Origin of the sequence: Kitasatospora sp. NPDC058048 (genome assembly GCF_042885555.1) — a bacterium.
Taxonomy (GTDB): domain Bacteria; phylum Actinomycetota; class Actinomycetes; order Streptomycetales; family Streptomycetaceae; genus Kitasatospora; species Kitasatospora lactacystinica.
The window spans coordinates 101,022-127,239 of record NZ_JBHVRT010000024.1 but is presented as its reverse complement, the minus strand read 5'-3'; the positions used below and the strand labels follow the sequence as shown (position 1 = coordinate 127,239).

General features: G+C 74.5%; 20 protein-coding genes and 1 tRNA gene. 9 read left to right on the top strand and 12 right to left on the bottom strand.

Going from position 1 to position 26,218, the window contains the following annotated elements; genetic code table 11:
* Positions 1 to 182 precede the first annotated feature (182 nt).
* Entirely contained in the window at positions 183 to 899 is a 717-nt protein-coding gene (locus tag ACFVVA_RS24780; protein WP_387692714.1) for a chitinase, read from the bottom strand.
* A 236-nt stretch (positions 900 to 1,135) separates the two neighbouring features.
* On the opposite strand from ACFVVA_RS24780, the gene ACFVVA_RS24775 reads away from it, so the two are divergent.
* The gene (locus ACFVVA_RS24775; protein WP_387692712.1) at positions 1,136 to 3,109 is read left to right on the top strand and encodes a tetratricopeptide repeat protein; all 1,974 of its coding nucleotides are present in this window, start codon (positions 1,136 to 1,138) and stop codon (positions 3,107 to 3,109) included.
* A gap of 45 nt (positions 3,110 to 3,154) precedes the next feature.
* On the opposite strand, the gene ACFVVA_RS24770 is transcribed toward ACFVVA_RS24775, so the two are convergent.
* Complete coding sequence (locus ACFVVA_RS24770; protein ID WP_387692710.1) at positions 3,155 to 3,439, bottom strand: DUF6011 domain-containing protein; 285 nt, start codon at positions 3,437 to 3,439, stop codon at positions 3,155 to 3,157.
* 60 nt (positions 3,440 to 3,499) lie between these two features.
* On the opposite strand from ACFVVA_RS24770, the gene ACFVVA_RS24765 reads away from it, so the two are divergent.
* Positions 3,500 to 4,267, top strand: a complete 768-nt coding sequence (locus tag ACFVVA_RS24765; RefSeq protein WP_387692708.1) for a TetR/AcrR family transcriptional regulator — start codon at positions 3,500 to 3,502, stop codon at positions 4,265 to 4,267.
* Here the strand turns inward: ACFVVA_RS24765 and ACFVVA_RS24760 are convergent.
* Positions 4,251 to 4,652, bottom strand: a complete 402-nt coding sequence (locus ACFVVA_RS24760) for a helix-turn-helix domain-containing protein (protein WP_359899842.1) — start codon at positions 4,650 to 4,652, stop codon at positions 4,251 to 4,253. The two genes, ACFVVA_RS24765 and ACFVVA_RS24760, sit on opposite strands and share 17 nt — an antisense overlap.
* 101 nt (positions 4,653 to 4,753) lie before the next feature.
* Here ACFVVA_RS24760 and ACFVVA_RS24755 point away from each other — a divergent pair, with 101 nt between their 5' ends.
* Both ACFVVA_RS24755 and rarD read left to right on the top strand, forming a co-directional pair.
* Positions 4,754 to 5,602 (top strand): SDR family oxidoreductase, encoded by an 849-nt coding sequence (locus tag ACFVVA_RS24755; RefSeq protein WP_359899840.1) that lies wholly within the window; start codon positions 4,754 to 4,756, stop codon positions 5,600 to 5,602.
* A 186-nt stretch (positions 5,603 to 5,788) separates the two neighbouring features.
* Positions 5,789 to 6,757, top strand: coding sequence for an EamA family transporter RarD (rarD, locus tag ACFVVA_RS24750; RefSeq protein WP_387692705.1), 969 nt, complete (start codon positions 5,789 to 5,791; stop codon positions 6,755 to 6,757).
* On the opposite strand, the gene ACFVVA_RS24745 is transcribed toward rarD, so the two are convergent.
* From ACFVVA_RS24745 to ACFVVA_RS24735, 3 genes are read right to left on the bottom strand one after another with little or no spacing between them, the layout of a single operon-like run.
* The gene (locus tag ACFVVA_RS24745; RefSeq protein WP_387692703.1) at positions 6,747 to 7,640 is read right to left on the bottom strand and encodes an ABC transporter permease; all 894 of its coding nucleotides are present in this window, start codon (positions 7,638 to 7,640) and stop codon (positions 6,747 to 6,749) included. The two genes, rarD and ACFVVA_RS24745, sit on opposite strands and share 11 nt — an antisense overlap.
* Entirely contained in the window at positions 7,627 to 8,664 is a 1,038-nt protein-coding gene (locus ACFVVA_RS24740; protein ID WP_387692701.1) for an ABC transporter ATP-binding protein, read from the bottom strand. The genes ACFVVA_RS24745 and ACFVVA_RS24740 overlap by 14 nt, the downstream gene beginning before the upstream one ends.
* Before the next feature lie 60 nt (positions 8,665 to 8,724).
* On the bottom strand, positions 8,725 to 9,975 hold the full coding sequence (locus tag ACFVVA_RS24735; RefSeq protein WP_387692699.1) for an outer membrane lipoprotein carrier protein LolA: 1,251 nt from the start codon (positions 9,973 to 9,975) through the stop codon (positions 8,725 to 8,727).
* A 182-nt stretch (positions 9,976 to 10,157) separates the two neighbouring features.
* Between ACFVVA_RS24735 and ACFVVA_RS24730 the strand changes: the two genes are divergently transcribed.
* Positions 10,158 to 12,746 carry a bifunctional FO biosynthesis protein CofGH gene (locus tag ACFVVA_RS24730; protein ID WP_387692697.1) on the top strand — a complete coding sequence of 863 codons (2,589 nt, stop codon included), beginning with the start codon at positions 10,158 to 10,160 and terminating at the stop codon, positions 12,744 to 12,746.
* 161 nt (positions 12,747 to 12,907) lie between these two features.
* Positions 12,908 to 14,023 (top strand): ADP-ribosylglycohydrolase family protein, encoded by a 1,116-nt coding sequence (locus tag ACFVVA_RS24725; RefSeq protein ID WP_387692695.1) that lies wholly within the window; start codon positions 12,908 to 12,910, stop codon positions 14,021 to 14,023.
* 139 nt (positions 14,024 to 14,162) lie between these two features.
* Here ACFVVA_RS24725 and ACFVVA_RS24720 read toward each other — a convergent pair whose 3' ends face one another.
* The 3 genes from ACFVVA_RS24720 to ACFVVA_RS24710 form a co-directional block, all read right to left on the bottom strand.
* Complete coding sequence (locus ACFVVA_RS24720; RefSeq protein WP_359899826.1) at positions 14,163 to 14,378, bottom strand: DUF397 domain-containing protein; 216 nt, start codon at positions 14,376 to 14,378, stop codon at positions 14,163 to 14,165.
* Entirely contained in the window at positions 14,375 to 15,238 is an 864-nt protein-coding gene (locus tag ACFVVA_RS24715) for a helix-turn-helix domain-containing protein (protein WP_387692692.1), read from the bottom strand. Before ACFVVA_RS24715 ends, ACFVVA_RS24720 begins: the two co-directional genes overlap by 4 nt.
* 609 nt (positions 15,239 to 15,847) lie before the next feature.
* A complete protein-coding gene (locus ACFVVA_RS24710) occupies positions 15,848 to 16,588 on the bottom strand; it encodes a GPP34 family phosphoprotein (RefSeq protein WP_387692690.1) in 741 nt (246 codons plus the stop codon).
* Positions 16,589 to 16,886: 298 nt separating this feature from the next.
* Between ACFVVA_RS24710 and ACFVVA_RS24705 the strand changes: the two genes are divergently transcribed.
* The gene (locus ACFVVA_RS24705) at positions 16,887 to 19,400 is read left to right on the top strand and encodes a hypothetical protein (RefSeq protein ID WP_387692688.1); all 2,514 of its coding nucleotides are present in this window, start codon (positions 16,887 to 16,889) and stop codon (positions 19,398 to 19,400) included.
* A gap of 282 nt (positions 19,401 to 19,682) precedes the next feature.
* Here the strand turns inward: ACFVVA_RS24705 and ACFVVA_RS24700 are convergent, their stop codons facing one another.
* Entirely contained in the window at positions 19,683 to 21,221 is a 1,539-nt protein-coding gene (locus ACFVVA_RS24700; protein ID WP_387692686.1) for a glycosyltransferase family 39 protein, read from the bottom strand.
* Positions 21,222 to 21,398: 177 nt separating this feature from the next.
* Here ACFVVA_RS24700 and ACFVVA_RS24695 point away from each other — a divergent pair.
* Both ACFVVA_RS24695 and ACFVVA_RS24690 read left to right on the top strand, forming a co-directional pair.
* Positions 21,399 to 21,471, top strand: a tRNA-Arg gene (locus ACFVVA_RS24695).
* Positions 21,472 to 21,795: 324 nt separating this feature from the next.
* Complete coding sequence (locus ACFVVA_RS24690; protein ID WP_387692684.1) at positions 21,796 to 24,285, top strand: FtsX-like permease family protein; 2,490 nt, start codon at positions 21,796 to 21,798, stop codon at positions 24,283 to 24,285.
* A 78-nt stretch (positions 24,286 to 24,363) separates the two neighbouring features.
* Here the strand turns inward: ACFVVA_RS24690 and ACFVVA_RS24685 are convergent, their stop codons facing one another.
* Both ACFVVA_RS24685 and ACFVVA_RS24680 read right to left on the bottom strand, forming a co-directional pair.
* Positions 24,364 to 25,254 carry a carbon-nitrogen hydrolase family protein gene (locus tag ACFVVA_RS24685; RefSeq protein ID WP_387692682.1) on the bottom strand — a complete coding sequence of 297 codons (891 nt, stop codon included), beginning with the start codon at positions 25,252 to 25,254 and terminating at the stop codon, positions 24,364 to 24,366.
* A gap of 61 nt (positions 25,255 to 25,315) precedes the next feature.
* The gene (locus ACFVVA_RS24680; protein ID WP_387692680.1) at positions 25,316 to 26,164 is read right to left on the bottom strand and encodes a phosphatase PAP2 family protein; all 849 of its coding nucleotides are present in this window, start codon (positions 26,162 to 26,164) and stop codon (positions 25,316 to 25,318) included.
* Positions 26,165 to 26,218: the final 54 nt, after the last annotated feature.

Below are 26,218 nucleotides of genomic sequence, written 5' to 3'. Positions count from 1 at the left end.
GGGCCGCGCTCAACCGCCGCCCGGGTGCCGCGCTGACCCGCCGCCCGGGGTGCCGCTGCTGGGGCATCGGGCTTTACCGCCGCACACGGGGGGCGGGGGTGTGGTAAGTCGGCCCGGCCGACTTCCCACTCCGCGCCGACGTCCCGCTCCGGGGCCCCAGGCCCCCGCTCCCCGGCGAACCGTCAGCAGGAGATGTTGCCGCCGCCGACGTCGGTGCCCAGCACTCCGACGAACTGCTTGTAGAGGTTGATCCGGGCGTTGCGCTGGTCCGGGTTCTTGCCGTCGCACTCCAGCGCGCCGTTGATGGTGCGGATGGTCTCGCCGAAGCCCTTGTTGTTGACGACGGCGTCGTGCGCGGTCATCCGTCCGGCGCCGCTCTGGGTGTTCCAGAACCAGAGGGCGGTCTTCCAGGACGTCGCCGGGTTCTTCTCGACCTGGTACGGGTCGTGCAGCAGGTCGATGTGCAGGGCGTCGCCGGCCGCCTTGTAGTTGAAGTTCCAGCTCAGCTGGAGCGGCCCGCGCCCGTAGTACGCGGACTGCCCGGCCGGACAGCCGTACGGCTGCGAACTGTCGCAGTAGTGCGGGTAGTTGGCGGTGTTCTGTTCGACGACGTACCGCAGGCCGCCGGTCTCGTGGCTGACGTTGGCGAGGAAGGCGGCCGCCTCGCGCTTGCGGGTGGCGGTGTCGCCGGTGGTGGTGAACTTGGGGAAGGCGCCCAGGGCGTCGGTGAGGCCCTGGTAGCTGTAGAAGGAGTTCCGGCTCGGGAACATCTTGTTGAACTGGGCCTCGGAGACCACGAAGGATCCGGCGGCGGAGGCCGGGGCGGTCTGGCCGGCGACGGCGAGGGTGCTCAGCACGGCGGCGGAGGCCGCCAGGGACAGGGTGCGCGAGAGCTTCATTGATCTCCTCGATTCCGTTGGCAGGATTGGCACTTCGCGTGCGAAGAGCCTCCGCCATCCTCGCGGTCGGAAAGCATCAAATATGGCCATCGGAGGTCTAAACCACTCGTACGGGTCGTATCCGGTCCGGTCGCTGGACGCCGCCCGCCGGTGGGGGCCCACCGGGCTGTCGGCCGCACCGGATAGCCTCCTTCCGAGCAGGACGGCACCACCGGGGGAACGGGGAGCAGGGGCGAATGAGCGGGCACACCGACGACACGGGCGACGAGCGCCTGGCCGCCGAGGGCGAGGTCGCCCTCGCCCGGCTGGCGATCGACTCCGGCGACCTGGCCCACGCCGCCGACCACCTCGGCGACGCGATCCTCGCCGACCCCCAGCTGCCCGAACTGCACGAGGCACTGGCCGAGTTGTGCGCGGCGGCGGGCGGACCGGCCGCGGCCCGCGAGCTGTTCCCGCTGGACGGCCAGGTGTACCTCGGCACGGTGGCCTGCCGGGCCCACGTGGAGGCCGCCGCCGGGGACTGGGACACCGCCGTCGGCCTGCTCGCCTCCGCCGTCCAGCACGAGCCGGTCCGCCCCTGGGCGCACGCCGCCTGGCTCGCCCGCGAGGACCTGCCCGGCCTGGTCGACCCGGACGCCGTCGCCCAGGCGGTGGCCCGCGCCACCGGCGCGCTGCCCGACCCGCTCCCGGCCGAACCGGCCGGAGCCGTACGGCCGTTCCACGACTTCGTGCAGGCCGTCCTGACCCGGCACGAGGACCACGTGCCGCTGCTGGCGATGGCCTCCGGCCTGACCCGCCGGCTCGGCGACACCGACCGCGCCGTTGAACTCGCCGATCGGGCCCACCGGTTGGCCCCCGGCTACCTGACCGCAGTGATGCTCGGCAACGCCCTGCGCTCGGCCGGCCGGCCGGAACGGGCGCTCGCCGTCTGGGAGGCCGAGCTGGCCCGGGCCGCACCGGACCGCGACGACTCCAGCAGCTACCTCGCCGTCGACGTCGCCGAGCTGTACGGCGCCCTCGGGCGCCCCGCCGAAGGCCTGCCCTGGCTCGACCGGGTGCTCGCCGCCGAGCCCGACCACCCCAAGGCGGGCCCGGCCCGGTACGGGCTGCGCCACGCCCTCGACGGCGACCCGGCCCACCTGCTCGGCCTGGCCGACCACCACCGCTCCCACCCCGAGCACGAGTACGCCCAGGAACTGCTGGAACGGCTGAGCCACCGGGAGCCCTGGCTCGGCCTGGTCTCCGGCGCCACCGAGGCCACCGTCAACGTGCTGCACCAGGTGCTCGCCGCCCACGACACCGGCCGCGACACCGAGATCGACTGCACGGCCTCCACCGTGGAGCCGCCCAGCTCGGTGCTGGCCGTCCGGCTCGCGCTGCCGCGTTCCACCGTCGGCTACCGGGCCGTCGGCGAGCCCGACCCCCGGCTGCCGCTGACCGAACCCACCACCCGGATCTGGGCCTGGGACGGCACCGACCCGCGCCCGGCCGTCGCCCCGCCCGCGCCGCGGAGCGCCGAACTCGTCCGCGCCACCGCCGAGATCTTCTGGCCGACCGTCCCCGCCGCCTACGACCACGCCGTCCGGCTGGCCGGACTGCCGCTGGACGACCTGCTCGGCGTCCTGGTCCACCCGCCCGTGCCGCGCGAGGACGAACTCGGCCGCGCCCTGCTCGCCCACCAGCCCGAACTCTGGGTGCGGGCCGTCCAGGTCTTCGCCTGCCTCGGCATCGCCCACCACCGCACCGACCAGCCCTGGGCCGGCTCCGAGCGCCGCCGGGTGCTGCGCGACCTGCTGCTCGGGCCGGAGGACTGGGTGGTCGAGGCGGCCGGCTTCGCGCTGGTCGCGATCGGCTGGACCCAGCCGCAGACCCGGGCCGACGTCGCCGCCCTGCTCCAGCAGCGGCTGCACCACGGCGCCCGGGCCCGCCGCACCCGGGCGGTGACGATCCTCCGCTCGCTGTCCGCGCTGGTGCTCGCCGCGCCCTGGACGTCCGACGAGGACCGCGCGCTCGCCCGGCACCTGATGGAGCAGGAGGACGCCGCCGACGCGGGGGCGGAGACCGCACCGGAGGCGGCGGACCAGGCCGAGGCGGCGGAGCACTCGGGGGCGGCGGGGCAACCGGAGGCGGCGGAGCGGTCGGAGGCCGAGCGGGCCGCCCAGGCGGAGCCCCGCCCCGGCCGCCTGCGCCGCCTCTTCGGCCGGGGCTGAGGCGCCAGGTCCGAGGCCAGGTCTGGGGCCGGGGCCGGGGCGGCCCTAACCCATCCCCGGCAGCGGTTCCTGGTCGACGTCGAACCGCGCGACCCGCTCCGCCGGGTCCCGGCACTCCGGTCCCAGCCGCAGCATCCGCGACTCGGGGTCGTGCAGCGGCCGGTGGCAGCGGCGGCAGGTCACCCGCGGGCGGAGGGTCTGCGCGGTGTCCGTCCCGGGCAGCGGCTCGGGGCCGGACGCGCCGGACGCGCGGGTCGGACCGGTCGAGCCGGGCACGCCGGTCACGCCGGGCACGCCGGGCGGACCGGGAGGGTTGGTCGGGCTGGTCATGCTGAGACGGTAGCCGCCCACGCCGTCAAGGCCCCTGCCGGTGCGTGAAACGATGGCCCCATGGCGAGCGACCGCAGCAGCGCAGGAGACCCGGCACGCACCCTCGCCCTGCTCTGGGGGCTCACCGCCGAGGAGAAGCCCGGCCGGCGCGGGCCCCGGCAGGCGCGCTCGACCGGTGAGATCGCCACCACCGCGATCGCCCTCGCCGACGCCGAAGGAGCGGACGCCGTCACCATGCGCCGGGTCGCCCAGGAACTGGGGCTCTCCCCGATGGCGCTCTACACCTATGTGCCCGGCAAGGCCGAGCTGCTCGACCTGATGCTGGACACCGTCTACGCCACGATGCCCCGCAGCACCCCCGCCGACGAGGGCTGGCGCTCCCGGGTCACCGCCGTCGCGGACGACAACCGGGTGCTGCACCGCGCCCACCCGTGGGTCGCCGCCGTCTCCACCAGCCGCCCGCCGCTGGGGCCCGGCCTGATGGCCAAGTACGAGTACGAGCTGCGTGCCTTCGAGGGCACCGGGCTCTCCGACGTCGACCTGGACGCCGCGCTGACCCACCTGCTCGGCTTCGTCCAGACCTGCGCCCGGATGGCCGCCGACGAGCGCGCCGCCCGGCAGGACAGCGCGATGACCGACGCGCAGTGGTGGGCGGCCAACGCCGGGCTGCTCGCCCGGGTCTTCGACCCCGAGCGCTACCCGGTCGCCGCCCGGGTGGGTGCCGCGGCCGGCGAGGCGCACGGCGGCGCGTACAGCCCGGACCACGCCTACGCCTTCGGTCTGGCCCGGGTCCTGGACGGGCTCGACGCCCTCATCGCGGGGCGGTAGCCCGCCCGTCGTACTCCTGGCGGGCCGTCTCGACCTCCGGCACCCGCCGCTCCGACCAGTGCGCCAGCGCCGCGACCAGTTCCGCCGCCTCCCGCCCCAGCGGGGTGAGGCTGTAGTCGACCCGCGGCGGGATCACCGGGTGCGCCTCGCGCAGCACGAAGCCGTCCCGCTCCAGCGTCTGGAGGGTCTGGGCGAGCATCTTCTCGCTGACCCCGGTGACCTTGCGGCGCAGTTCGCTGAACCGGTAGCCGCGCTCGTTCAGCGCGCCCAGCACCAGCACGCCCCAGCGGCTGGTGACGTGCTCCAGCACGCCCCGGGACGGGCACATCCGGTCGAAGACGTCGGCGGGGGGCAGCCCGCCGGCCTTCAGCTCGCTTACCTTCATGTCAGTACCCTACTTTGAAGTGCGTACTTTCGAAAGGTTAGTGCCACCCCTAGGGTGAGTTTCGAGGCCAGAACCCCGCAGCAACCCCTGAGGAGCACACCATGTACGTCGTCACCGGTGCCACCGGCCAGCTCGGCCGTCTCGTCGTCGAGGGCCTGCTGGCCGAGGTCCCCGCGAGCGAGGTGGCCGTCGCCGTCCGCTCCGCCGAGAAGGCCGCCGACCTGGCCGCCCGCGGCGTGACCGTCCGGGTGGTCGACTACGACAAGCCGGAGACCCTGGCCGGCGCGTTCGCCGGGGGCGACCGGGTGCTGCTGATCTCGGGCAGCGAGGTCGGCCGCCGGATCCCGCAGCACCGGGCCGTGGTGGAGGCCGCCAAGGCCGCCGGGGTCGCGCTGCTCGCCTACACCAGCATCCCGGGTGCGGCCACCTTCCGGCTGGCCGACGAGCACAAGGCGACCGAGGAGCTGATCCTCGCCTCCGGCCTGCCGCACGCCTTCCTGCGCAACGGCTGGTACACCGAGAACTACCTGGGCGACGCGGCCGGCACGGTGGCGCGCGGCGTGGTGCTCGGCAGTGCCGGGCAGGGCCGGGTCGCCACCGCCCCGCGCGCGGACTACGCGGCCGCGGCGGTCGCCGTCCTGGTCGGCGAGGGGCACCGGGGCGAGGTGTACGAGCTGAGCGGCGACGCCGCCTGGAGCCTGCCCGAGCTGGCCGCCGAGCTGGCGAAGGCCTCCGGCAGGCCGGTCGAGCACCGGGACGTCACCCCGGCCGAGCACCTGGACGCGCTGGTCGGCGCGGGCCTGCCGCAGGGCTTCGCCGAGGCCCTGGTGGACGTGGACGCGGGCATCGCGCGCGGCGAGCTGGCCGGCACCCCGGGCGACCTGGCCCGGCTGATCGGCCGTCCGACCGTCCCGCTGGCCGAGTCCGTCCGCGCGGCCCTGAACTCCTGAGTCGCCGCGGGCCCGGACTCCCGCGCCGCCGCTCCGGACTCCCGCTCCGCCGCTCCGGGCCCCGGAGCGGCGGAGCCGTCCGGCCCGCGAGCAATGTCATGACCAAAATCCGGAAACGGAGATGACAGCCCGCCCTCCCGCCCGCTACCGTCGCCTCGACACACGCGCGCGGGAAGGCACTCGGCCATGGCGGGAACAGACCAGCAGGACTACGGCCGGGGCCTCTGGTCCGGCGTCGCCGCCTACGGCATCTGGGGGCTCTTCCCGCTGTTCTGGCCGCTGCTGGAACCGGGTGCCGCCGACGACATCCTGGCCAACCGGATGGTCTGGTCCCTGGTCGCGGTCGTCCTGCTGCTGATCGCCCAGCGGCACTGGGGCTGGATACGCCCGCTGCTGCGCCAGCCCCGCCGGCTCGCCATGCTGGCCGGCGCGGCCGCCGTGATCTCGGTCAACTGGGGCGTCTACATCTGGGCCGTCAACGCCGGGCACGTGGTCGAGACCAGCCTCGGCTACTTCATCAACCCCCTGGTCACCATCGGCTTCGGCGTCCTGGTGCTCAAGGAGCGGCTGCGCACCGCGCAGTGGACGGCGGTGGGCATCGGCGCCGCCGCCGTCGCGGTGCTGGCCGTCGCGTACGGGCAGCTGCCCTGGATCGCGCTCACCCTGGCGCTCTCCTTCGCGACCTACGGCCTGCTGAAGAAGCAGGTCGGGCTGAGCGGGCTGGAGAGCCTGGCCGCCGAGAGCGCCTTCATGTTCCCGTTCGCCCTCGGCTACCTGGTCTACCTGGAGGTCAGCGGGCGCGGCACCTTCGGGCACACGGTGGCTGGCTCGTACGGCTGGGGGCACTCCGGGCTGCTGATGCTCAGCGGGGTGATCACCGCGATCCCGCTGCTGCTCTTCGGCGCGGCCGCCGTCCGGGTGCCGCTGACCGTGCTCGGGCTGCTGCAGTACCTGGCGCCGGTGTTCCAGTTCCTGATCGGCGTCGCGGTGTTCCACGAGTCCATGCCGCCCGCCCGCTGGGCCGGCTTCGGCCTGGTCTGGGCCGCGCTCGCGCTGCTGACCTGGGACGCGCTGCGCCAGGTGCGGGCCGACCGCGCGGTGCGGGCCGCGGCACGGCCGCAGCCCGCACCCGCCGAGGCGGCCGTCACACGCTGATGTCCCGGCTGGTGAAGCGGGACCAGGCCGCCGAGCCGAACACGGCGACGTAGGCGGCCTGGAGACCGAGGTCCTTCAGCACGCCGTCCCAGTACATCGGCGCCCGCAGCAGGTCCGCGAAGCTCAGCCAGTAGTGGGAGAACAGGAACGGGCTGACGGCGTGCAGCTGCGGGAAGACGTCCAGGATCTGGACGGTGATCACCAGCCCGACGGTGGCGGCCATCGCCGCGATGCCGCTGCCGGTGAGGGTGGAGACGAACAGCCCGATCGCCACCAGCCCGGCCAGCGAGGCCGCGACCACCAGGGCCACCAGCAGCGCGCGCAGCAGCGCGTCGCCGAGGCCGATGGTGTCCCCGGAGAGCAGCGTGACCCGGCCGAGCGGGAAGAGCGCGGCGCCCGCGGCCAGCGCCGTCACCGCGACCGCCGCCGTGGCGGCCGCGCAGAACACCAGCCCGGCGGTGAACTTGGCGGCCAGCAGCCTGGTCCGCCCGGCCGGGGCGACCAGCAGGTAGCGCAGCGTCCCGGCGGCCGCCTCGCCCGCCACCGAGTCCCCGGCGACCACGCCGACGGTCATCGGCAGGAAGACCGGCAGCGCCACCGCGAGCGCGGTGAAGACCAGGAAGAGCCCGTTCTGCGTGGTCTGCGCGATGAAGCTCGGACCGCCGCCGCCCTCGTGCGGACTGTCCGTGTTGAGCTTGACCACCACCCCGATCAGGATCGGCAGTGCCGCCAGGATGCCCAGCAGCACCTTGGTGCGCATCCGGCGGAAGGTCAGGTGCAGCTCGCTGCGGAACAGCGCCAGGAACCCGGCCGCCGTCTGCGGCCGGCGGCCGGTGCCGATCGGCGGCACCCCGGCCCGCGACAGCGCCTCAGCCCGCGACATCGAAGCCCTCCCCGGTCAGCGCCACGAAGGCGTCCTCCAACGTGCCCCGCTCCAGCCCGAAGCCGTGCACCCGCACCCCCGCCTCGACCAGCGCCGCGCACAGCCTGGGCAGCGCCTCCTCGTCCAGGACGCCCGGCTCGCCGTCCACCCGGTCCTCGCCCGGCACCAGGGCGGTGACCCGGTGGGCCGCCAGCACCTCCGCGGCGCGTGCCACGTCCGGGGTGCGGACCACCAGCCGGCCCTGCGCCCGGGCGGCCAGCTCGGCGACGGTGCCCTGCACCACCAGCCGGCCCCGGGACATCACCGCGGCGTGGGTGCAGACCTGCTCGATCTCGTCCAGCAGGTGCGAGGAGAGGAACACCGTGGTGCCCTCCGCCGCGACCTCCCGGACCAGCGTCCGGATCTCCCGCATGCCCTGCGGGTCCAGCCCGTTGGTCGGCTCGTCCAGCACCAGCAGTTCGCGCGGCTGCAGCAGCGCGGAGGCCAGGCCCAGGCGCTGCTTCATGCCCAGCGAGTACGCGCGGGCCTTCTTGCCCGCCGCGGCGCTCAGGCCGACCCGCTCCAGCGCCGTCTCGACCCGCTGCCGGCGGGTGCGCGGGTCGGCGGTCGGGTCGGCGGCGTCGAAGCGCGCCAGGTTGTCCCGGCCGGAGAGGAAGCCGTACAGGGCCGGGCCCTCGATCAGCGCGCCCACCCGGGGCAGCACGGTGGCGACGGACTGCGGCATCGGCTCGCCGAGGACGCTGGCCGCGCCCGAGGTGGGGGCGATCAGGCCCATCAGCATCCGGATGGTGGTGGTCTTGCCGGAGCCGTTGGGGCCCAGGAAGCCGAAGACGGAGCCGCGCGGCACGGCCAGGTCCAGGCCGTCCACGGCGAGCTGGCCGCCGCGGAAGCGCTTGGTCAGGCCGCGGGTCCGGATGACGTCGTCGGCGGCCTCACGCGAGGCCGGAGCGGCCGGGGAGGCGGCGGAGGCGGGAGAGGAGGCGGGGGAAGCGGATGGGACGGGCGCGGGGGCCGGACGCGGCACCGCGCCCGTACCCCCGGCCGACTCCGTAACGTCCCCCGTTACGGGAGCCTTGGTCATCCGTCAGTTCACCCCGGCGGCGTGCTGGAGCACCGGCAGGGTCACCGCGCCGGCCAGGACCCGGCCGTCGTCGGTGAGCAGGACGTTGAGCACCTTGGTGCTCACCAGGGTGCCGCCGGCGACCGGCTTGCCGAGCGACTTCACCATCGCCTGCGGGTTCAGCGACTGCGCCGCCCCGTTCCCGCGGCCGCCGTGCTTGCCGCCCTTGGCGTCGGCCTTCGGCGCCCCGTCCGCCGCGTCGGGCAGCCGGGTGGAGACGACCGTCGTCCAGCCCTCGCCGATCACGTCGACGCCCTCGGGCGCCCCGGTGCCGCGGTGCTCCCGGGCGTCGCCCGGCGCGCCCTCGGCCACGTCCCCGGCCTTCTGCTCCGTCACCTTGGCGCCCTTGGGGGCGGAGAAGTCGAAGGTCTTGTCGGCCGGCTTGGCGAAGGACACCTGGGTGAAGCGGACGTTCAGCACGGTGCTGCCGTCGACGGACTTCACCGCCACCGCCAGCGGCACCCCGTTGTCGGCGGCCACCGCGATCCGGACCTCGGCCAGCGTCGAACCGGACTGGGTGGGCTTCACGCTCAACTCGTAGGCGTTCTGCCCGGCCACCTTGGCCGTCCCGGCGACGGTCACCGAGGTGGTGCCGGCGCTCCCGGTCAGGAACTGCCTGGCGGCATCCTGCGGGGTGGTCGGCAGCTCGGACAGCGGCGCCTTGCCGTGCCGCTCGGCGGCGGCCGCCCGCCCGGTCATGTGCACCGCGGAGTTGGACGAGCTGTCCCAGGCCCAGGCCTGGTCGCCGTTGCGGACCAGGGTGTAGCCGGCCATGTTCTCCAGCACGTCCACCCGCTGGCGGTCCGGGCCGTCCACCGCGACCCGCAGCGTCTGGTCCCCGCCGAGCAGGCCGAGCAGCTTGGACTGCGGGTCCGCGGTGGAGCCCCCGCCGTTGCCGCCGTGCCCGCCGACCGCCCCGCCGAGGCCGCCGGCCGCGCCGAGCAGCTGGCCGGGCACCCCGAGGTCGGTGCTGATCGACACCGTCCCGGACAGCGTCTGGGCCTCCGACCCGAGCACCTTGGCGACCAGCTGCTCCGACGTCAGCGTCGGCAGGTCGGGCGCGCCGTCGGCCGCCAGCGCCGGGACCAGCCCCACCCCTGCGGCGATCACCGCGACCACCGCCACCGGCACCCCGGCGCGCATCAGGACGCGTCGCCGGGAGCGGTACGGCGCACCGCCGTCCAGATCGTCCCCCGCCGCCTTCTCGTTGGTCATGGCGTCTCAACTCCTCCGCGAACACGTGTGATTGGCCTTGCTCGTCCATTAGAGGCCGCCGCGGCGCCGCCGTCATCGCCCTGTGGGTCCAGATCGGGTTGACCTTCTTGGGTACGCCGACCCTGAGACGGCCTCAGGGTTGGGTCCACCCGCGGTACCACCGCCTGGCGTAGGGTCGCGCCATGGACGGAACCGCCATGGACGCCAGCACCCCGCCGACCGAGAACGCGATGCGCCGAGCCCTGCGCCGCGCCCGGGACGGCGTCGCCCTCGACACGACCGAGGCCGCCGTGCTGCTCCAGGCCAGAGGCGAGGACCTGCTGGACCTCTGTACGAGTGCCGCCAGGGTCCGGGACGCGGGCCTCGAAGCCGCCGGCCGTCCCGGCGTCATCACCTACTCCAAGAGCGTCTTCATCCCGCTCACCCGGCTCTGCCGCGACAAGTGCCACTACTGCACCTTCGTCACCGTCCCCGGCCGGCTGCGCCGGGAGGGCCACGGGATGTACATGTCCCCGGACGAGGTGCTGGACGTGGCCCGCCGGGGCGCCGAACTCGGCTGCAAGGAAGCCCTGATCACGCTCGGCGACAAGCCCGAGGACCGCTGGCCGGAGGCCCGCGAGTGGCTGGACGCGCACGGCTACGACGACACCATCGCCTATGTGCGCGCCATGTCGATCCGCATCCTGGAGGAGACCGGCCTGCTGCCGCACCTCAACCCCGGGGTGCTGAGCTGGACCGACTTCCAGCGGCTCAAGCCCGTCTCCGCCTCCATGGGCATGATGCTGGAGACCACCGCCACCCGGCTGTGGAGCGAGCCCGGCGGCCCGCACCACGGTTCCCCGGACAAGGAGCCGGCCGTCCGGCTGCGGGTGCTGGAGGACGCCGGGCGCAGCTCCGTCCCGTTCACCAGCGGCCTGCTGATCGGCATCGGCGAGACGTACCAGGAGCGCGCCGAATCGCTGTTCGCGCTGCGCAAGGTCTCCCGCGCCTACCACGGCGTCCAGGAACTGATCCTGCAGAACTTCCGGGCCAAGCCGGACACCGCGATGCGCGGCATGCCGGACGCCGAACTGGACGAGCTGGTGGCCACGGTGGCGGTCGCCCGGCACCTGATGGGCCCGGCCGCCTGCCTCCAGGCCCCGCCCAACCTGGTGGACGGCGAGTACGAGCGGCTGATCGCGGCCGGCATCGACGACTGGGGCGGGGTCTCCCCGCTCACCCCGGACCACGTCAACCCGGAGCGCCCCTGGCCGCAGATCGAGCAGCTGGCCGAGCGCTCGGCGGCGGCCGGCTTCGAACTGCGCGAGCGGCTCGCCGTCTACCCCGAGTACGTGCGCCGCGGCGAACCCTGGCTCGACCCGCGGGTGCTCCCGCACGTCCGCGCCCTGGCCGACCCGGCCACCGGCCTGGCCGACCCGGACGCGGTGGTCCGCGGCCTGCCCTGGCAGGAGCCCGAGGACCTGCCGGAGTCGTACGGCCGCACCGACCTGCACGCCACCATCGACACCGAGGGCCGCACCGGCGACCGCCGGGCCGACTTCGAGGACGTGTACGGCGACTGGGAGGTGCTGCGCGAGCAGGTGCTCGCGAAGGGCGCGCCCGAGCGCCTCGCCGGAGACCTGCGGGAGGCCCTCGCGGTGGCCGCCGACGACCCGACCGGACTGACCGACGACCAGGCGCTGGCCCTGTTCCACGCGGACGGCCCGGCCCTGGACGCGCTCTGCCGGATCGCCGACGACGTCCGCCGCGACACGGTCGGGGAGGACGTCACCTACTGCGTCACCCGGAACATCAACTTCACCAACGTCTGCTACACCGGCTGCCGCTTCTGCGCCTTCGCCCAGCGCCGCACCGACGCGGACGCCTACACCCTCTCCCTGGAGCAGGTCGCCGACCGGGCCGCGCAGGCCTGGGAGGTGGGCGCCACCGAGGTCTGCATGCAGGGCGGCATCCACCCGGACCTGCCCGGCACCGCCTACTTCGACATCGCCCGCGCGGTGAAGGAGCGGGTGCCCGGCATCCACGTGCACGCCTTCTCGCCCATGGAGGTCGTCAACGGCGCGACCCGCACTGGGCTGTCGATCCGGGACTGGCTGCAGCGGGCCAAGGAGTCGGGCCTGGACAGCATCCCCGGCACCGCCGCCGAGATCCTGGACGACGAGGTCCGCTGGGTGCTCACCAAGGGCAAACTGCCGGCCGCCACCTGGGTCGAGGTGGTCACCACCGCGCACGAACTGGGCCTGCGCTCCTCGTCCACGATGATGTACGGGCACGTGGACACCCCGAAGCACTGGCTCGGCCACCTGCGGCTGCTCGCCGGGATCCAGCAACGGACGGGCGGCTTCACCGAGTTCGTGACCCTGCCGTTCATCCACACCAACGCGCCCGTCTACCTGGCCGGCATCGCCCGGCCCGGCCCGAGCGCCCGGGACAACCGCGCGGTGGTCGCGATGGCCCGGCTGCTGCTGCACCCGCACATCCCCAACATCCAGACCAGCTGGGTCAAGCTGGGCGCCGAGGGCGCGGCCGAGATGCTCCGCTCGGGCGCCAACGACCTCGGCGGCACGCTGATGGAGGAGACCATCTCGCGGATGGCCGGCTCGGCGTACGGCAGCTACAAGTCGGTGCGCGACCTCCAGGCGATCGCCGAGGCCGCGGGCCGCCCGCACCGCCAGCGCACCACCACCTACGGCGAGGTGCCGGCCGAGCGGCGGGCCGCGGCGCTGGCCTCGGACGGGCACCTGCCGGAGCTGCTGCCGGTGCTGGACTGACACCCCTGCCGTCCCGGCCGCCGCCCGTACGGCGGCCGGGACGGGGGCACCGAACCCTTGGGGAGGGGCCGATTCGATCGGCTCTTCGAATACAGTGCCAGGGCGCGCTTCGGGCCGAGCGACGCGCGGACCCCACACCCGAGGAAAGGCGCCCCGTCGTGATGCCACTGTGGTCACGCGCCCAGCAGCAGGACTACCGCAGCCGGGTGCGGGGCTGTCTGCTCGGCGGTGCCGTCGGGGACGCGCTCGGCGCCGGCGTCGAGTTCGAGTCGCTGGAGAAGATCCGGGCCCAGCACGGCCCGCAGGGCGTCACCGGCTACGTCCCCGCGTACGGGCGCACCGGCGCCGTCACCGACGACACCCAGCTCAGCCTCTTCACCGTCGACGGGCTGATCCGCGCCCACATCCGGCGCGACACCGGCAGCTGGCACCCGCCCACCGACCTCCACCTGGCCTACCTGCGCTGGGCCGCCACCCAGCGCGACTGGGGCCCGGACGAGCGCCGCCCCGACCTCGGCTGGCTCGGCCGCGAGGAGTGGCTCTACGCCCAGCGCGCCCCCGGACAGGGCTGCCTGTCGGGCCTCGGCGGGGCTGACGCCGAGTGGCTCGGCACCCTGGAGGCCCCCAAGAACCCGCACTCCAAGGCCTGCGGCACGGTGGTGCGGGCGGCGCCGTTCGGACTGCTCACCACCTGGGAGCCGGGCCTGGTGTTCCAACTCGCGGTGGAGTGCTCGGTGCTCACCCACGGCCACCCCACCGGATACCTCGCGGCGGGCGCGTTCGCGGTGATCGTCCAGTCCGTCGCCCGCGGCGGCACCCTGGAGGAGGGCGTCCACCTGGCGCTCGCCCTGCTCTCCGAGCGGCCGGCGCACGAGGAGACCACCGCCGCGCTGCGGGCCGCCCTGGACGCGGTGCGGGCCGGTGAGCCGTCCGCCGACCGGGTCGAGGCGCTGGGGGAGGGCTGGGTGGCCGAGGAGGCGCTGGCGATCGGCGTCTACTGCGCCCTGGTCGCGCACGACGTGCGCTCGGGCCTGCTGCTCGCGGTCAACCACTCCGGGGACAGCGACTCCACCGGCGCGATCTGCGGCAACCTGCTCGGGGCGCTGCACGGAGACACCGCGCTGCCGCCGGGCCTGCTGGCCGGACTGGAAGGGCGCGGGGCGATCCTCGAACTCGCCGACGACTTCGTGCTGGAGCTGGTGCACGGCACCGAACTGCACGACCGGCGGACCCCGGAGGGCGCCAACTGGGCCACCCGCTACCCGGTGACGGGCTGACCGACCCGGGCCCCCGGAACGGGGCCTGGCGGAACGGAAGCAGCCAGGAACGGGAGTTGCCCGTAGCGCCGGCCGCCGCCGAGGGGCGACGGCCACCGCTACGGGCAACTGGTCCGAGTGCGGAACCGGGCGGGGAGGGTCAGTCCGGGAGGCCGCCGAAGGCGCCGTCCCCCACCGCCGAGGCGAAGGCGTTCCAGGCATCGGCCGAGAAGCGCAGCTGGGGCCCCCGGGGGTCCTTGGAGTCCCGGACGGCCACCTCCCCCGCGCCTGGGACGGCGATCTCCACGCAGGCGCCTTGGCCCCCGCTGTGACTGCTCTTGCGCCAACGGGTTCCGTACTCGGACGGGGTGATCATTCGTGGAATTCCTTCTCGATGTCGGCTATCAGCGACCGGCTCTCCGAGACACCGAGTGCGGCCGCTCTCAGGTAGTCGTACAGACCGGTATAGCGGCGCACGTCCGCCTCCTTCTCCAGGTAGAGATCGCTCGTCACACCTTCGAAGTAGACAACTGTGGAATCGGCTGACTCCGGGAACTCCAGCAGCGAGAATGTCCCGGTCATGCCGGGGTGGGCGCCGTGCGAGAACGGGATCACCTGGATGGTGATGTTCGCGCGCTGGCTGAGCTCCAGCATCTGCTGCAACTGCTGGGCCATCACGGCCTTGCTGCCGACCTCGCGGCGCAGCACCGCCTCGTCTATGACGGTCCACAGGCTGCCCAGCTGGTTCTCGCCGTGGATGCGCTCCTGGCGCTTCATCCGGACCTGCACCCGGCGCTGCACGGCGACCGCGTCGGTGTCCGGCTGGGTGCCCTCGACCACGGCCTGGGCGTAGTGCTCGGTCTGCAGCAGGCCGGGGACGAAGGAGGACTCGTACGCGCGGATCGAGGAGGCCTCGGCCTCCAGTCCGATGTAGACGCTGTACGGGGTCGGCATGTCGTTGAAGTCGTGCCACCATCCGCGCTGGCGCGACTCCTTGGCCATCTCCATCAGGCTGGTGCGCAGCTGGTCGTCGGGCACGTTGTAGACGTCGCAGAGGTCGCGCACATCGCGCTGGCTGATGCTGCGGCGGCCGTTCTCCAGCCGGCTGATCTTCGACTGGGAGACCATCAGCCGGCCGGCGACCTCCTCGGCCGTCATGCCCAGGCCCTCGCGGAGCTTGCGCAGCTCCGAACCGAGGCGCCGGCGGCGCACGGTGGGATTGACGTTGGCGGACACTTCGACCTCCGGCCGGACCTCTGGTGCTCGTTGGAGCGGCAGCCCTCGGAACACTTCGGACATTGGGACCAACCCCCCTGACTTGGAGCAGCATGTCACCTTGGGCCAGGTCGGCGCCGGGGAATCACAGCAGCGCGGTAGCACAGATCATCGGAAAAGCACTTCCGCGAGACAGCGAAAGCCCCCAGGTGGTAATGCGGCTCGGACGACTCGGACAGGTACTGCGGAGGCCGCCCCCGGACCGGCCCGCACCTGCCCCGGCAGGTGCGGGGGCGGGCGGTTGCCGGGCGTCCGGGGACGGCGAAGGGGCGGTCGCCGGGCGACTCGCGTCGCGGGGCGACCGCCCCTCGGTGCTGTTGGTGGTGCCGGTGGTGCCGGTGGCACCGGTGGTGCGTCGGGGCGCTCAGCGCCTTCGGGCGGTGCGAGGGGGACGGCGTGCGCCGCCGGGTGCGCGGCCGGTGGTGTCGGGCGCCGTGATGGCTGCCCGCCGGGCCGTGCGGACCACTGCGGCCGGCGAAGCCCTCCAGGACTCCCCGGCCCTCGTGCACTCCCCGGTTCTGGTGCCCTCCCGGGGTCTGGTGCTTTCCCGGGGTCTGGTGCCCTCCCGGGTCAGCGGACGCCGACCCGGGAGGCGGGGACCCGCCCGCCCGAACCCCGGCCCGCCGTACGGGCGCCGGGGCGGCCGGCAGCGGCCCCGGGACCCTGGGAAGAACGGTTCTGCTGCGCCGGAAGGCCGTTCTGCACGTCCATCACGGCGTGCGCGACCATCCCGCCCAGCGGGTCGTACCGGATCAGGTCGCGCAACCGCGACCGCGAGGACCGGCCCTCGTTGCCCGGGTACAGGTGCTTGCCCAGCCCGACCGAGTGGGCGAGCGCGGCGAGCGCGGCCGTCCGCGGATCCGGCGGAACACCGGTGCGGATCGCGGTGTCCAGCCGCTGCTTGATCGCGGCGTTGGTGCAGTCGTCGGACGCCTGGTACCGGGTCGTCGGCAGCACCCCGCACACCTGGCCCGGCACGGCCGTGACCATGCCGCAGCGCTCCAGGTGCGCCAGATAGGTCTGCCGCAGCCCCAACCGGGGCCCGCCGATCCAGTGCGCCGCGCGAACCGGACTGCCGCGTCGGCGCAACAGTTCCAGTGCGTGGTCAAGGGTCGGGTCGCCGGTCGGTCGTGCGAGCACGACGGCGATCCGGTCTCCCTCCGGTACGATCCGTCCGGCCAGGGACAGCTCGACGAGCTGCGCCCCGGCGAGTCCGAGGTCGAGGGTCTGCGGCTGCGCCGTGGTACCCGTGGTCGGGTCCAAAGCGAGCAGCAAGAGTTCCTCGGGAACAGTTCTGCGGCTCTTGCCCATCCAAGCCTCCCCGCGTGGATGAGAGACAGGGTGACGCCTCTCACACGGGCTTGTCGAGTACGCCTCCGAATCGTGACCTTGCGGTGAAGGTGCGGAACCGGCGGCGGCGGGCCCTGCGTCTGATCGGTGAACAGGCCGCGGCGCGACCGGGTGGCGACAATAAGCGCCGGTCGGGCGGGGTGTGTGCGGCCGGAACGGCCGCCGGTGGCGGAGACTGTACAGGTACACGGGGCGGGGCGTCGGCTTCCCGAAATCGGGTTCGCCGGTGCCCCGCCGGGCGTTGAGGAGGCTGGGATACGTGGGCGAGTCCCCCGACAGGGTGCTGAGGGACGGCGACGAGCGGCAGCGCGACCGCGAGCGCGAACGGACCGGTACGGCGGCAGGCGCCGCCGGGCCGGCCGAGGGCGGCTCCGGTACGGCTGCTGACGGGCCGTCGGCGACAGCCGCCGCCGAGGCGACCGCCGAGATCTCCTCCGACACCTCCTCGGACAGCCCCGCGGAGGCCTCCGGCGAGGCGGCCCCGAAGGCGCCCGCCGACGCTTCGGAGGCGGCGCCCAAGGGCGGCTCGACCGTACAGCTCCGCGTCCGGGATGTGGACAGCCGGACGACGATGCTGCGGCTGCCGGTGGACAACAGCACCACCGCGCTGCGGCTGCCCGATGAGCTGGTGAAGGCCGCCGGCAAGGGGAGTTCCGAAGGTGGGGAGGGGGAGAAGGCGACTTCGCCGGAAACCGCGGAGGAGGCCGAGCCCGCCGGGCGTCCGGTCGCCGCCGACCCGCGTCTCGCCATGCGGACGGGTGCCACGGCGTCGGGGAAGGCCGGGCAGAAGGCGGCCGAGCCGTCCGGGGAGACCGGCTCCGAGGACGACTCCGAGACCGGCTCCGAGAGCGGCTCGGGGTCCTCGGCCGCACCGGCCGGGACGGCGGACGAGGCGGAGAAGGCAGCCGGCGAAGCGGCCGACAACGTCGACAACACCGACAACGCCCGCAACACGGACAACGCCCGCAAGGCCGACAAGGCGCGCAAGCCCGACGGCACCGACGAGGCCGACGGCGCGGAGCGGACCGAGAAGGCCGAGCAGACCGGCCAGGCCGAGAAGACCGAGAAGGCCGAGAAGACCGGGGACGCCGGAACCGAGGACGACCCGGAGGACACCGGGGACGCCGACGCCGAGGACGCTCCCGCCATTAGCTCCATGACCCTCGCGCTGACCAGGACCGGGCAGCCCGGCCAGCGGCCGGACCGGGCCGAGAAGCTGGAGAAGCCCGCGCCGCCGCGCGCCTCCGCCGCAGGCACCGCCGCCCCGGCCGGCACCGTGCCGGAGCCGAAGCCCGAGCCGCGTCCGGAGCCCGGGCCCGTTCCCGAGCCGGAGCCGACCCCCGGCCCGAAGCCGCTGCCGAAGCCGGCCCCCGTGCCCGCGCCCGTGCCGGCCCCGAAGCCGCTGCCGGAGCCCGACCCGCGGCCGGTGCCGCCGGTCCCGCCGCTGCCCAAGCCCGAGCCGCTGCCCGCACCGGAGCCGCTGCCGTCGCCGGAGAACACCGCCGAGGCGATGGAGGTCCTGGCCTCCCTCAACGCCCGCCCGGTGTCGCCGCTGCGGCGTGCCCTCAAGCGGGTGACCATCTGGACGGTCTTCCTCGCCGTGGTGCTCGGCGCGCTCGCGGTGGCCCAGCTGCTGCGCCCGCTGCCGGACCCCAAGCTGAAGATGACCGCCGCGGGCAGCTACAGCTTCTCCGGCGACGTGCTCGACCTCGCCTGGCCGACCAAGGGCCAGTCCGCCGCCGAGGTGGTCGGCGTCGGCAGCCTCGGCAGCTCGGGCCAGGAGACGCCGTCCTCGATCGCCAGTGTCACCAAGGTGATGAACGCCTACCTGATCCTCCAGAAGTTCCCCCTGAAGAAGGGGGAGAGCGGCCCGAAGATCACCGTCGACAAGCAGGCCGCGCAGGAGTCCGGCAACGTCGACGAGTCCCGGGTGACGCTCACCGAGGGCCAGGTGCTCACCGAGTACCAGGCACTGGAACTGCTGATGCTGCCCTCGGCCAACAACGTGGCCCGGCTGCTCGCCCGCTTCCACTCCGGCTCCGAGGCCGAGTTCGTCAAGCTGATGAACGACACCTCGGCCAAGTTCGGCATGGCCAACACCATCTACGCCGACCCGGCGGGTTTCAGCGCGGACACCAAGTCCACCGCCAAGGACCAGCTGAAGCTGGCCGAGCAGGTCATGCAGGACGAGATCTTCCGGCAGATCGTCTCCACCGCGGAGACCAACTTCAACAACGTGAAGATCTCCAACACCAACAACCTGATCAACCCGAAGGCCGGCGTCATCGGCGTCAAGACCGGCTCCAGCACCCCGGCCGGCGGCTGCCTGATGTGGGCCGCCTACAAGGAGATCGGCGGCGTGCAGCGGCTGATCCTCGGCGTCACACTGGGCCAGCAGGCCACCTCGCCCAACCCGGGCGACGGCATCCTGCCGACCGTGCTGAAGGTCAGCGGCAAGCAGATCCAGGCCGCGCAGAACGGCGTGACCGGCCAGACGGTGGTGAAGAAGGGCGACGTCGTCGGCTCGGTGGAGGACGGGCTCGGCGGCAAGGTCGCGGTCGTCGCGACCAAGGACCTGGTGGTGGCGGGCTTCCCCGGCATCACCGGCACGGTCACCCTGGACACCTCGAAGGTCGACCACAGGGCGACGGCCGGCACGGAGGTCGGCGTGCTGCGGGTGGGCGCGGGCGACGGCAAGGCGGAGGTCCCGGTGGCCCTCCAGTCCGACCTGAACCCGCCGTCCATCCAGTCCCGGCTGCTGCGCACGCTGTGAGCCGCTGAGGTGAGCCGCCGGGCCGCCAGGCCACTGAGCCGCTGAGGCATCGAACGCAGAAGAAGGCAGAAGAAGAAGGGGAGCCGGTCCGCACCGGCTCCCCTTCCTCCTTCTCCGCCGGAGGCCCTCTCTTTCGGATCACGTCGGACCAGTGGGCGTCGTTGGAGTGCGTGGATCGGCGGTGCGGAGGAGGGAGTCCATGCGGAGCATCGGCGACCGACGACAAGCCGACGAGGTGCGTGCTCCGGCGGCGACCGCCTGGCGTGATCCGAAAGAGAGGGCCTAGGCGTCCCGGTCGAGCAGCGCGAGCGTGAGACCGCCGAGCGGCGTCACCCGGTCCGGGTCGCCGTACTGGGTGCGGAGCACCTGCGCCTGGTCCGTGGGCATCGCGCCCAGCGGGTCCTGGGTGTCACCGAGGACCAGCAGCCAGATCCGGGACACCCCGCCCAGGCAGTCCGCCGGCTGCGGGCAGGGCATCGGCGAGAGCTCCCCGGCGTCGTCGGCGCTCTGCGCGACGAAGACCGGATAGGGGCGTACGTCCGAGGGCAGGTAGTAGTCGACGCCGGGCCAGGCCAGCGCCCAGGACTGGTCGCCCAGCGGGGCCGCCATCCCGTCCCCGGAGCGGTAGCCGGCCGAGATCTCCCGGGCCGCCGCCTTGAACGGCTCCTCCGAGCCGTTGTGCGAGCCCACGTACCGCACCTCGGGCTGCTGCGGCAGCGACGCCACGGCCGGTACCGCGAGCAGGGCGACCGTCAGCAACCCGGCCGCCGGGACGGCCCCCCGGGGCGCCCGGCCGCGTCGCCGGGCCAGAGCCGCCATCGCGCCGTACACCGCCCCGCCGCCGCCGCCGGCCAGCACCGCCCAGGCGGGCACCGTGAACAGCAGGTACCGCCCGAGGAAGTACGAGGTGTCGGTCAGGCGGGACACCAGCCAGACGCCCACCACCGGCAGCTCCGCGAGCAGCAGCGCCTGCCAGGCCCGGATCCGCCGGCCGGGCAGCGCCAGCGCCAGCAGCGCCAGCAGGACGAAGGCGTAGAACACGACGTCCGAGCCGAAGAGGCGCTCCCCGAAGTGGGCGAGGCCGCGCAGGGAGGGGGTCGGTATCCAGCCCAGCTGCCGGTCCGACTGCCGGCTGCCCAGCAGCACCACCGGCAGCACCGGCAGCGCCGCCACGGCGACCGCCAGCGGGTACTGCCACAGCAGCCGCCGGTCAGCCTCCGGGCGGGTGCGCCACAGGTGCAGCGCCAGGAGCGCCACCTGCCCGGCGACCGTGCTGAAGGACACCAGGTGCCCGGCGCCGGCCAGCGCCATGGCCACGCAGTACGGCGCCCAGCGCCGCCAGGTCGGCCGCTCCAGCGCCCGCAGCAGGAAGTACGCGGCCGCCGCGATCGCGCAGGTCACCAGCGCGTAGGAGCGCGCCTCCTGGGCGTAGCGGGAGATCTCCGGGGGGACGGTGAACAGCAGCCCGGCCCCGACCGCCGCCACCCTGCTGCCGAACAGCCGCTCGGCGGTGAGCGCCACGAACGCCGCCGCCCCGGCCATCGCCAGCACGGAGGGTATTCGCAGCGAGACCGTCGAGTCGCCGAACACCGCCGTCCAGCCGTGCATCAGCAGGTAGTACGCGCCGTTGCTGGCGTCGACGTGCTGGAGCAGCCGCAGCAGGTCCCCCAGGGAGCGGGTGGCCACCGTCCAGGTCGCCATCTCGTCCCGCCACAGGTCCGGCGTCCCCAGCCGGTACCCGCCCACCGCCAGCATGACCACCGAGGGCCACACCCACACCTGCCCCAACAGCCGGCCCACCGGGTGCACAGCAGGTTTCATCAGGTCCTTCGTCTCCTTAGCGAGGCGTGCCGGGGCGGATCCCACCCTGCCCGGCAGGCTACTTGAACCGCCCTGACACCCCGTCGGCCGCCCACACCCCGCCCGCACCCCCTCCGTCACCCCGCGCCCCACCCCTGATCCGGTACGCTGTGAACGGCCTGGTAGCACCCGGGCCGCGCCTCAGTAGCTCAGGGGATAGAGCACGGCTCTCCTAAAGCCGGTGTCGCAGGTTCGAATCCTGCCTGGGGCACAGCGAACACGCAGGTCACAGGCCCTCCGCCCACTCCGGGCGGGGGGCCTGCGGCGTTCCCGGGCCCGGCGCCGCCCGCCGCCGCCCGCCGCCGCCCGTCGCCGCCCGCCGGGTGCGACCGTCGGGTGCGACCGGCGGCGGGCGGACCGGCCGGCGTCAGGGGCGGCGTACCTCTCCGGGAGGAGGCGGCGGAGGCCGCCGTGCGCCCACGGTTTGATCATGAAACAGACCTCGTGCTGACGGGGCGTGGCCGCCGCGCTCCTAGGCTCGTCGGGACCCCTGCCGGAGCACCGTTCCAGGTCAGGGCGGACGAGCCGGGGAACCATGACGACCTACCGATACGCCGTGGCCGAGCTGCGCGGCCAACTGCGCCAACTGCTCCTGAGCGGCGCCGCGATCGCCCTGGGGGTGGCCTTCCTGATCGCCTCCGTCAGCGGCAGCGGGGCACTGGTGGACTCCTACAGCCAGACCGCGGCCGCCGAGGTCGGCCCCGGCGACATCCAGGTGACCGGGAAGGCGATCCAGGCGACCGGGAAGGCCGCGGCCGGCGGGCTGGACGCGGCCGCCGCCGAGCAGGTGCGGCAGACCCCCGGGGTGGCCGCGGTGGCCCCGCGGCTGACCGGCAGGAGCGCCGTGCTGGCCGCCGACGGGCGGCCGCTCGACCGGACTGCCACGGTCAGCGCCGTCGCCGAGGACCCGGCGCTGCGATGGCAGCTGCTCAAGGACGGCCGCTGGCCCGCCGGCCCCGGCGAGGTGCTGCTCGACACCGGGACCGCGCACCGGCTGGACGCCGCCGTGGGCGCCGAGGTCCACCTGACCCGGGCCGACGGCACCGCCGCCACCGCCCGGCTGGTCGGCACCCTGGACGAGCGGGGCGCCCCGAGCCTCGCCGGAGCCCCGATCATCGGCGTCCCGGCGAGCGCGGTCGCCGGCTACGCGACCGGCGTCACCACCGACCGACTCGACGTCAGGGCCACCCCCGGCGCCTCCCGGAGCGGGACCGTCGACGCCCTGCGCGCCGCCCTCGGCGCCGACGTCCAGGTGCACACCCGCGCGGCCTCGGTCACCGAGGCGACCCGGCAGAGCAACACCATGTACGGCGTGGTGCTGGTCGCCGCGCTCTCCTTCGTCCTGATCGCGCTCGCGGTGGCGCGGATGGTGGTCGGCAACACCTTCACGGTGGTGCTCGCCCAGCGGACCCGCCAGCTCGCCCTGCTGCGCTGCGTGGGCGCCGACCGGCAGCAGCTGCGCCGGCTGATCCGCCGCCAGGGACTGCTGCTCGGGGCGGGCGCCTCGGTGGCGGGCGTGCTGCTGGGGGTCGCCCTCGGCGCGCTCGGCACGGCCGTGGTCGGCGGGCTCGACCTCGGACCGGTGCACCTGTCACTGATGCCCACCCCGCTGACCTGCCTGGCGGCCGGACTGTTCGGCGTGCTGCTGACCCTGCTGGCCGTACGCGGTCCGGCGAAGGCCGCCGCGGCCGTGCCGCCGATCGCCGCGCTCGGCGGCACCCCCGCTCCGGCCGGCGGGGCGGCCAGGGCGCGGGCCGCGGTCCGGACCTCCGGCCTGCTGCTCGCGGGCACGGCGCTGCTGGTGGCCGGGGCGCTGACCCCGCCGCCGCTGTCGCTGCTCGCCGTCACCGTCGGTGCCATCGCCAACTTCTTCGGGGTGCTGCGGCTGTCCCACCGGGTGCTGCCCGCGGTCGTCGCCGTACTGGGCCGCCCCGCCCGCAGGCTCGGCGGGACGGCCGGCCGGCTCGCCACCCAGCAACTGCGGCTCAACCCCGGCCGCACCGGGGCCACCGGCTCGGCGCTGCTGCTCGGCGTGACCGTGATGGTCGGCGCGGTCACCGCGCTCGACATCACCTCGCAGTCGCTGGTGCCCGTGGTGTCCGCGCGCCAGCCCGGCGTCTTCTCGGCAGCCGCCACCGGCGGTGGCGCCCTGCCCACCGGGGCACTCGGTGCCCTCGGCGCCGACCACGGGCTGACCGTCACCCCGGTCCGCTCGGCCACCGTCGACCTCGACGGCCGGCCCACCGTGGTCGCCGCCGTCGACCCCACCCGGCTCAACTCCTCGACGGACGACGTGGAGCGGGCCCGCGCACTCACCGAGGGCACCGCACTGAGCGGACTCGGCGAGACCGGGGTGCGGCGGGCCGGCGGCGTCGAGCTGAGACTCCAACCCGGCCGCAGCAGCCTGCCGTTCACCCTGCAGAGCGGCGCCACCCTGCTGGTGACGCCCACGACCCTGGACCGCCTCGCCCCCGGCGCGCCCGTCACCACGGCCTGGATCTCCCCGGCCGCCGGCGACGACCGGCCGACCGCCCGCCGGGCCCTGGACCGCGCCCTCGCCGACCACCCGCAGGTGACCGTCGCCGACACGGCCGCCCAGGCGGACACCCTGCGCTCGCTGCTGGACCGGCTGAAGACCGTCAGCATGGTCCTGCTGTCCTTCTCCGTCGCCATCGCCGGCCTGGGCGTCGCGGCCACCCTGATGCTCAGCATCAGCGAACGCTCCCGCGAGATCGGCATGCTGCGCGCGATCGGGATGTCGCGCGAGCAACTGCGCCGGATGCTCACCCTGGAGGCGCTGCTGCTCTCCCTGGCCGGTGCGCTGGTCGGCACCGGCCTGGGCGTCGCCTACGGCTGGGCGGCCGCCCGCTCGATCACCTCGACGCTGGGAACGGTCGGCACCCCGCCCGTCCTGCCGGTGCTGGCCGCCCTGACCCTGACCGTCCTGGTCGGCCTGGCCGCCGCGGTGCTGCCGGCCCGCCGGGTCGGACGGATGACCGCGGTGGCGGCGATGCGCGCCTCCTGACCGGGCCGTGACCGGTGCACCGGAACCGAGCGCGCCCCGTGCCCTGACGCCCCCGGCCGGGGTGGCCGCCGAGGTGCGTCAGGCCAGAGTGAAGCGGGCCCGGGGGGCCTGCGGGCGGGCGGTGGCGAGGGCGAGGTCGGCGAGGAGGGACTCGGTTTCGCGGGTGCGGCGCAGGACGTCCGGGTCGAGGTCGACGACGACGAGTTCGCGCCGGTCCTCGCTCGCCTCGGCGATCAGCCGGCCGTCCGGGCCCCAGACCGCGCTGCCGCCGCAGGTGTGCCAGTCGCCGGTGCGGCCGATGTGGTTGGCGAGCACCGTGTAGAGGGTGTTGTCGAGCGCGCGGGCCGGGAACCAGGTGCGGGACTCGTGGTGGCCGTGTCCCATGCTGAACAGCGCGCCGACCAGGTAGGCGTGGCAGCCGTCGAGTGCGGCGGCCCGGGCGTGCTCGGGGAAACCGGAGTCGTAGCAGACGCCGAGCCCGAGCCGCCAGCCGTCCAGTTCCAGGGTGCAGCCGGCCGTCCCGGGGCGGTAGTGCTCGCGTTCGCTGTGGAACAGGTGCTGCTTGTCGTAGCGGGTGACGAACTCGCCGTCCGGGCCCAGGACGAGGGCGGAGACGCGCAGGTCGGCGCCGTCCCGTACGGCGGCGCCGACGATGGCGGCGGTGCCGGTCTCGCGGCAGGCCTCGGCGATCGGCGCGAGGCGCCGATCGCCGGGCTGGACGGCGTACTTGACGGGGTCGGCGCTGATCAGCTCGGGCTCGTACCCGGAGAGGACCTTCTCCGCGAACAGCACCAGCCGGGCGCCGGCCCGGGCGGCCTCGCGGATCAGTTCGGCGGCCTGGGCGACGTTGGCGGGTATGTCACCGGCCACGGCCTGGGCCTGGACGGCGGCGATCCGCAGCGGGCGCTCGGGGTAACCGGCGGGCGCGGCGGGGGAGATGGGGGCGGTGGGGGCGGTGGTGTCGGGCATGGCCGCCACGCTAGCGCGGTGGCCGGCGGTGGCCGGGAGCGGGCCGTGGGGTGACGAGGCCTCAGCGGACGGTCTCGTCGGCCCGTCCGAATGGGTCACCCGGGACCTCCTCCGGCGGGCCGTGCGGCCCGTCCTCGTCCAGCGGGGCGGCCGTGCGCGAGGGGCGCCCGGCCGACACGACGACCCGCTGGACCCGGTCCCTGGTGCGCCAGTTGACCCGCCGTACGTCCCGGGCCAGGGCGCCGGGGCGCCAGACCTGGATCACGGCGGTCACGGTGCCCAGCACGATGCCGGCGGCCAGCCAGCCGGCCAGGACGTCGCTGGGCCAGTGCACCCCGAGCGCGATCCGGGTCCAGCCGATGGTCAGCACCGTGGCCGCCGCCACCAGGCAGGCGGCGGTGCGGCCGCGCCGGCGGACCCGGTACCAGAGCAGGCCGACCAGGACGGCGCAGGTGATCGCCGAGGCCATGGCGTGTCCGGAGGGGAAGGCCGGGCCGTCGGCGTGCGAGACCGGATCGGTGAAGGAGGGGCGGCCGCGGTCGAAGGCCTGCTTCAGCGCCCACTGGGCGCCCCAGCCGACCAGGGCCTGGGCGGCCACCCAGCCGGCCAGCACCCGTGCGCCGATCAACCAGAGCCACCCGGCGGCGATTCCGAGCAGCGTCCGCATCGTGACGGTGCCGCCGATGTCCGAGAGCGTCTGCACGGAGGCGGTCCACACCCGGTGTTCCCGGGCGTAGGTGTGCAGTTCGCCGATCCACTCCTGGTCGAAGCGGACCAGCGGGTGCCACTGGCCGGTCACCGGAGCGGCCAGCAGGCCGAACAGCGCGGCACAGCCCAGCGCGAGCGCGGTGTCCCGAAGGAGACTGCGGTTACGCGCAGTGAGGCGGTTCGTGCTGTTGGTCAGGTGCATGACTGACACCTTCCCAGTGTCCCGTGCCGGGCAAGAGCCGGAGTGATAGCGATT